Here is a 7,514-nt window from a genome sequence, read left to right as displayed (position 1 = left end):
GATCGGGCGGGTCCCGTGCGAGCGCGCCACGCCGGCCCGCCTCCCGGCCCCCGGCCAGACCGCGCACGATCCGGCTCGGCAGCCCCAAACCCCGGCTGCGGCTGATCTCCCTCGGGCTGACCCTGGTGATGCTGGCCTTCGTCGTCCGGCTGCTCCAGGTGCAGGCCGTCGACGCCAGCGCGTACGCCGCCAAGGCCGAGAAGCACCGCTACCAGGAGTACACGCTCTCCGCCGACCGCGGCGAGATCACCGACCGCGCCGGGATCGCCCTCGCGGCGAGCGTCGACGCCTACGACATCACCGCCGACCCCAAGCTCTTCACCCCCGAGGACAGCAAGGTCCGCGACGCGCCGGAACAGGCCGCCGCCCTCCTCGCGCCGCTCCTCGGCAAGGACCCCGCCGAACTCGTCGGGAAGCTCCGCACCCCCAAGTCCCGCTACGTCATGCTGGCCCGCAAGCAGACCCCGCAGGTCTGGAAGCAGATCAAGGACCTCAAGAAGGTCTACGAGCGGAAGGCCAAGGTCTCCCAGGGCGGCAACGGGATCAACCTGCTCGCCGGCATCATCAGCGAACCCAGCACCAAGCGCGTGTACCCCAACGGCGAACTCGCGGCCGGGATACTGGGTTACGTCAACGCCGAGGGCCGCGGCGCCGGCGGTCTGGAGTCCATGCTCGACGCGGAGCTCGCCGGCAAGGACGGGAAGATCCGCTACGCCCAGTCCGGGGGCCGCCGGGTGCCCACCGCGGGCTCCAAGGGCACCCCGGCCGTGCCCGGCTCGGACATCGAGCTGACCATCGACCGGGACGTCCAGTGGGCCGCCCAGCAGGCGATCACCGAACAGGTGCGGGCGTCCCGGGCGGACCGCGGCTACGTGATAGTGCAGAACACCCGGACCGGTGAGGTGCTGGCCATGGCCAACGCCCCCGGCTTCGACCCCAACGACCTGTCCGAGGCCAACGCCACGGCGATGGGCAACGCGTCCCTCCAGGACGCCTACGAGCCCGGCTCCACCAGCAAGGTGATGTCCATGGCCGCGGTCCTGGAGGAGGGCGTCGCGAGCCCGGACACCCACGTCACCGTCCCCAACCGGCTGCACCGCGGCGACCGGCTGTTCAAGGACGACATCGACCACCCCACCTGGTACCTGACGCTCAACGGCGTCCTCGCCAAGTCCAGCAACATCGGCACGATCCTGGCCACCGGCCAGCTGGGCAGGAGCCAGGCCGAGTCCAACCAGGTCCTGTACTCGTACCTGCGCAAGTTCGGCATCGGCAGCCCGACCGGGCTCGCCTACCCGGGGGAGACCCCGGGCATCCTCGCCAAGCCCAAGGACTGGTCGACCTCGCAGCAGTACACGATCCCCTTCGGCCAGGGCCTGTCCGTCAACGCCATGCAGGCCACCTCGGTCTACTCGACCATCGCCAACGGCGGTGTCCGGATCGAACCCACGCTCGTACGCGGGACCAGGGGGCCGGACGGCCGCTTCACCCCCGCCCCCGCCCCGAAGCAGACCCGTGTGGTCAGCGCCAAGACCGCCAGGACCCTCGCGCAGATGCTGGAGTCGGTGGTCGGCAACGAGGAGGGCACCGGCACCAAGGCCCGCATCCCCGGCTACCGGGTCGCGGGCAAGACCGGTACGGCCAACCGGGTCGACCCCGAACTCGGCCGCTACAAGGGCTACACCGCCTCGTTCGCGGGCTTCGCGCCCGCCGACGACCCCCAGATCACGGTCTACTGCGCCATCCAGAACCCGACCAAGGGCAGCTACTTCGGCGGCCAGATCTGCGGACCCATCTACAAGAAGGTCATGGAGTTCGCCCTCAAGACGCTCCATGTGGCCCCGACGGGCACCGCGCCCGCCCGGCTGCCCGTGACCTTCGCCGCCAGCGAGTGACGACCGGGAGCACCAGTGACCACGATCACCCCCGATTCCGGGAACCGGAAATCGAACTCCGGCGACGCCCGGGCCTCTTTTGGCCCCGCGGCGGGTACGCCCGGTACGCTCACCGCCGTGCCACACGCTGATCAGTACCGAACCGCCCCGCCCCGTCCGGAGCAGGCCCGCCCCACACCCCTGGGCGATCTGGCCACCCGGCTCGGCATCGAGACTCCCGGCACCGGTGACGTCTCGGGGATCACCCACGACTCCAGGGCGGTGCGCCCCGGGGACGTCTACGCGGCCCTTCCCGGCGCCCGGCTGCACGGCGCCGACTTCGCCGCCCAGGCCGCCGGACTCGGTGCCGCGGCGATCCTCACCGACCCGACCGGCGCCGACCGCGCCGCCGCGACCGGGCTGCCGGTGCTCGTCGTGGCGGACCCGCGCGGCCGCATGGGCGAGCTGGCCGCCGAGATCTACGGCCGGCCCGGCGAGGACCTCCTCCAGATCGGCATCACCGGCACCTCCGGCAAGACCACCACCGCCTACCTCGTCGAAGGCGGACTCCGGGCGGCCGGCCACGCGACCGGCCTGGTCGGCACGGTCGAGATGCGGATCGGCGACGAGCGCATCAAGTCCGAGCGCACCACCCCCGAAGCCACCGACCTGCAGGCCCTGTTCGCGGTCATGCGCGAACGCGGCGTCGACGCGGTGGCCATGGAGGTCTCCAGCCACGCCCTCGTGCTCGGCCGGGTCGACGGCTGCGTCTTCGACGTCGCCGTCTTCAACAACCTCAGCCCGGAGCACATGGAGTTCCACTCCGACATGGAGGACTACTTCCGGGCCAAGGCGCAGCTGTTCACGCCCGAGCGCAGCAGGCGGGGCGTGGTGAACCTCGACGACGACTACGGCCGCCGGCTGGCCGGCGAGTCCGCCGTCCCGGTCGTCACCTTCTCCGCCGCGGGCGACCCGGGAGCCGACTGGCGCGCCGAGGACGWCGTCCTCGGCGCCGCCGAGTCGACCTTCACCGTCGTCGGCCCGAAGGGCGAGCGGATCTCCGCCACCGCCCCGCTGCCCGGCCCCTTCAACGTCGCCAACACCCTCGCCGCGATCGTCACCCTCGCGGTGGCCGGTACCGACCCGCAGACCGCCGCGGACGGCGTGGCCGCCGTGCCCGGCGTCCCGGGCCGCCTGGAGCGCGTCGACGCGGGCCAGCCCTACCTGGCCGTCGTCGACTACGCCCACAAGACCGACGCCGTCGAATCGGTCCTGCGCTCCCTGCGCGAGGTCACCGAGGGCCGGCTCCACGTCGTGCTCGGCTGCGGCGGCGACCGCGACACCACCAAGCGCGGCCCGATGGGCGCCGCGGCGGCCAGGCTGGCCGACACCGCCGTACTGACCTCCGACAACCCCCGCTCCGAGGACCCGCTCGCGATCCTCGTCGCGATGCTCTCGGGCGCGGCGGAGGTGCCCGCGGACGAGCGCGGCGARGTCCTGGTCGACGCCGACCGGGCCGCCGCCATCGCCGCGGCCGTGGCGCGCGCCCGGCCCGGCGACACCGTGCTCGTGGCGGGCAAGGGCCATGAACAGGGCCAGGACATCGCCGGGGTGGTCCGCCCCTTCGACGACCGCCGGATCCTGCGCGAAGCGATTGAACGCAGCCTCAAGAACAGTCAGGGATAAGTAGTGATCGCCCTCTCCCTCGCCGAGATCGCCGAAATCGTCGGCGGGCAGTCGTACGACATACCGGATCCGGCCGCGCTGGTCACCGGTCCCGTCGTCATCGACTCCCGTGAGGTGAAGACCGGCAGCCTCTTCGCCGCCTTCGCCGGCGAACACGTCGACGGCCACGACTACGCGGTGCGCGCCGTCGAGGCGGGTGCGACGGCCGTCCTGGCCGCGCGTCCCGTCGGCGTGCCCGCCATCGTGGTGGCCGACGTACAGAGCGCCCTCGGAGCCCTCGCCCGCGCGGTCGTCGAACGCCTCGGCACCGACGTCGTCGCGCTCACCGGCTCCGCCGGCAAGACCTCGACGAAGGACCTGATCGCCCAGGTCCTCCAGCACCACGCCCCCACCGTGTGGACGCCCGGCTCGCTCAACAACGAGATCGGGCTGCCGCTCACCGCGCTGCGCGCGGGCGACGACACCCGGCACCTCGTCCTCGAGATGGGTGCCCGCGGCATCGGCCACATCCGCTACCTCACCGGACTGACCCCGCCGCGCATCGGACTCGTCCTGAACGTGGGCACCGCCCACATCGGCGAGTTCGGGGGCCGCGAGCAGATCGCGCAGGCCAAGGGCGAGCTCGTCGAGTCCCTGCCGCCGGCCGACCAGGGCGGTGTGGCGGTCCTCAACGCCGACGACCCCCTCGTCCGCGCCATGGCGTCCCGCACCCGCGCGCGCGTGACGCTGTTCGGAGAGTCGGACGAAGCGGCCGTACGTGCCGAGAACGTCCGGCTCACAGCGAACGGACAGCCCTCTTTCAAGCTCCACACACCCACCGGGTGCAGTGACGTGACCTTGCGCCTGTACGGTGAGCACCACGTGTCGAACGCGCTCGCCGCGGCCGCCGTCGCGCACGAGCTGGGCATGCCCGTCGAGGAGATCGCCACCGCGCTCTCCGAGGCAGGGACCCTGTCGCGCTGGCGCATGGAGGTCACCGAGCGTTCGGACGGCGTGACGATCGTCAACGACGCCTACAACGCCAACCCCGAGTCCATGCGGGCCGCCCTGCGCGCGCTCGCGGCCATGGGGCGGGCGGCTCAGGCCCAGGGGGGCCGGACGTGGGCGGTGCTCGGCAGGATGGCCGAGCTCGGTGACGCGTCGCTCGTCGAGCACGACGCGGTCGGACGGCTCGCCGTCCGGCTCAACGTCAGCAAGCTCGTGGCGGTCGGGGACAGGGAAGCGTCCTGGTTGCAACTGGGCGCTTATAACGAGGGTTCGTGGGGTGAGGAGTCGGTGCACGTGTCCGACGCGCGGGCGGCGATCGACCTGTTGCGCAGTGAGCTGCGCCCGGGAGACGTCGTGCTGGTGAAGGCGTCCAGGTCGGTAGGCCTCGAACAGGTCGCCCTGGCACTGCTCGACTCCGAGAGCGAGGTTTCCGGCCGATGAGGCAGATCCTCTTCGCGGGGGCCATCGGGCTCTTCCTGACCCTGATCGGCACCCCGCTGCTCATCAAGCTCCTGGCGCGCAAGGGGTACGGGCAGTTCATCCGCGACGACGGCCCGCGCGGCCACGCCGGCAAGAAGGGCACGCCCACCATGGGCGGCATCTCCTTCATCCTGGCCACGCTCATCGCGTACGCGCTCGCCAAGGTCATCACCGGTGAGGACCCGACGTACTCGGGCGTGCTGGTGCTCTTCCTGATGGCCGGCATGGGCCTCGTCGGCTTCCTCGACGACTACATCAAGATCGTCAAGCAGCGGTCGCTGGGTCTGCGGGCCAAGGCGAAGATGGCCGGCCAGCTGATCGTCGGCATCGCCTTCGCCGTGCTCTCGCTGCAGTTCGCCGACCTGCGCGGACTCACCCCGGCCTCCACCAGGCTCTCCTTCATCACCGACTTCGGCTGGGCCATCGGACCGGTGCTGTTCGTGGTCTGGGCGCTGTTCATGATCCTCGCCATGTCCAACGGCGTGAACCTGACGGACGGTCTGGACGGTCTGGCCACCGGCGCGTCGGTGATGGTCTTCGGTGCCTACACCTTCATCGGGCTCTGGCAGTTCCAGGAGTCCTGCGCCAACGCCATGACGCTGACCAACCCGAACGCCTGCTTCGAGGTCCGCGACCCGCTCGACCTCGCGGTCGTCGCCTCCGCCCTGATGGGCGCCTGCTTCGGCTTCCTGTGGTGGAACACCTCGCCCGCCAAGATCTTCATGGGCGACACCGGCTCCCTGGCGCTCGGCGGCGCGCTCGCCGGCCTCGCCATCTGCTCGCGCACCGAGCTGCTCCTCGCCCTGCTCGGCGGGCTCTTCGTGATGATCACGATGTCCGTGGTCATCCAGGTCGGCTCCTTCAAGATGACCGGCAAGCGGGTCTTCCGGATGGCTCCCCTCCAGCACCACTTCGAGCTCAAGGGGTGGTCCGAGGTCCTGGTCGTCGTCCGGTTCTGGATCATCCAGGGCATGTGCGTGATCGTGGGCCTGGGCCTCTTCTACGCGGGATGGGCAGCCGAAAAGTGAGCACGGATCAGCAGGTCTCCGACTGGCAGGGCAAGCGCGTCACCGTCGCCGGGCTCGGCGTGAGCGGCATCCCCGCCGCCCGCGTCCTGCACGGCCTCGGCGCGGTCGTGACCGTCGTCAACGACGGCGACGACGAGCGCTCCCGGGCGCAGGCCGCCGAGCTGGAGGCGGAGGGCATCGCCGTCCGCCTCGGCGACGGGGCGACCCTGCCGGAGGGCACCGAGCTGATCGTCACCACGCCGGGCTGGCGCCCCGACAAGCCCCTCTTCGCCGCCGCCGCCGAGGCGGGCGTCGAGGTCTGGGGCGACGTCGAGCTGGCCTGGCGGCTCCGCGGCCCCGGGGCGGCCCCCTGGCTCGCGGTCACCGGCACCAACGGCAAGACCACGACCGTCCGGATGCTCGCGTCGATCCTGGAGGCGGCCGGACTGCGGACCGCCGCCGTGGGCAACATCGGCGTCTCGCTGCTCGACGCCGTCCTCGACCGGGAGACGTACGGCGACCTCGACGTCCTCGCCGTCGAGCTCTCCAGCTACCAGCTCCACTGGGCGCCCTCGCTGCGCGCCCACTCGGCCGCCGTGCTCAACCTGGCGCCCGACCACCTCGACTGGCACGGCTCCATGGAGGCGTACGCCGCCGACAAGGGCCGGATCTACGAGGGCAACACCGTCGCCTGCGTCTACAACGCGGCGGACAAGGCCACCGAGGACCTGGTCCGCGAGGCCGACGTCGAGGAGGGCTGCCGGGCGATCGGCTTCACCCTGGCCACCCCCGGGCCCTCGCAGCTCGGTGTCGTCGAGGGCATCCTGGTCGACCGCGCCTTCGTCGAGAACCGGCAGAAGCAGGCCCAGGAGCTGGCCGAGGTCGCGGACGTGAACCCCCCGGCCCCGCACAACATCGCCAACGCCCTGGCCGCCGCCGCCCTGGCCCGCGCCTACGGCGTCGAGCCCCGGGCCGTACGGGACGGGCTGCGGGCCTTCCGCCCCGACCCGCACCGCATCGAACTGGTCGAGGAGATCGAGGGCGTCGTGTACGTCGACGACTCCAAGGCCACCAACACCCACGCGGCGGAAGCCTCGTTGGCGGCCTACGACCCGATCGTCTGGATCGCCGGCGGCCTCGCCAAGGGGGCCACCTTCGACGAGCTCGTCAGCCGGTCGGCCAAGCGACTGCGCGGCGTCGTGCTGATCGGCGCCGACCGCGCGCTGATCCGCGAAGCCCTGGCGCGACACGCCCCCGAGGTCCCGGTGGTGGACCTCGACCGGGCCGACACTGGGGCGATGTCCGCGGCGGTCCGCGAGGCGGCCGGCCTCGCCCGGCCCGGAGACACGGTTCTGCTGGCCCCGGCCTGCGCCTCGATGGACATGTTCGCCAACTACAACAAGCGGGGCGAGGCGTTCGCGGACGCGGTCCGCTCCCTCGCCACGACCGGGCGCGCCTGACCTGACCAGCAAGGAGGTCC

General features: G+C 71.9%; 5 protein-coding genes. All 5 read left to right on the top strand.

Going from position 1 to position 7,514, the window contains the following annotated elements; genetic code table 11:
• Positions 1-1,895 (top strand): peptidoglycan D,D-transpeptidase FtsI family protein (locus EAO71_RS11340; RefSeq protein ID WP_147979232.1); only part of this gene is annotated, 1,895 nt, incomplete at its 5' end.
• A 15-nt stretch (positions 1,896-1,910) separates the two neighbouring features.
• Positions 1,911-3,560: a UDP-N-acetylmuramoyl-L-alanyl-D-glutamate--2,6-diaminopimelate ligase gene (locus EAO71_RS11335; RefSeq protein WP_147977607.1), complete on the top strand. Its 1,650-nt coding sequence runs from the start codon at positions 1,911-1,913 to the stop codon at positions 3,558-3,560.
• Between the two features lie 3 nt (positions 3,561-3,563).
• Complete coding sequence (locus EAO71_RS11330) at positions 3,564-4,988, top strand: UDP-N-acetylmuramoyl-tripeptide--D-alanyl-D-alanine ligase (RefSeq protein ID WP_147977606.1); 1,425 nt, start codon at positions 3,564-3,566, stop codon at positions 4,986-4,988.
• Positions 4,985-6,055 (top strand): phospho-N-acetylmuramoyl-pentapeptide-transferase, encoded by a 1,071-nt coding sequence (gene mraY / locus EAO71_RS11325; protein WP_147977605.1) that lies wholly within the window; start codon positions 4,985-4,987, stop codon positions 6,053-6,055. The genes EAO71_RS11330 and mraY overlap by 4 nt, the downstream gene beginning before the upstream one ends.
• Positions 6,037-7,494, top strand: a complete 1,458-nt coding sequence (gene murD, locus EAO71_RS11320; RefSeq protein ID WP_147977604.1) for a UDP-N-acetylmuramoyl-L-alanine--D-glutamate ligase — start codon at positions 6,037-6,039, stop codon at positions 7,492-7,494. Before mraY ends, murD begins: the two co-directional genes overlap by 19 nt.
• Positions 7,495-7,514 lie beyond the last annotated feature (20 nt).

Origin of the sequence: Streptomyces sp. MS191 (assembly GCF_008042125.1) — a bacterium.
In the GTDB taxonomy this organism is placed as follows: Bacteria; Actinomycetota; Actinomycetes; order Streptomycetales; family Streptomycetaceae; genus Streptomyces.
This window is presented reverse-complemented; position numbering and strand designations above follow the sequence as displayed.

Bases quoted from the DNA above. Each gene is read 5' to 3' on its own strand.
- mraY (WP_147977605.1), top strand. From the start codon at position 4,985: ATGAGGCAGATCCTCTTCGCGGGGGCCATCGGGCTCTTCCTGACCCTG.
- murD (WP_147977604.1), top strand. From the start codon at position 6,037: ATGGGCAGCCGAAAAGTGAGCACGGATCAGCAGGTCTCCGACTGGCAG.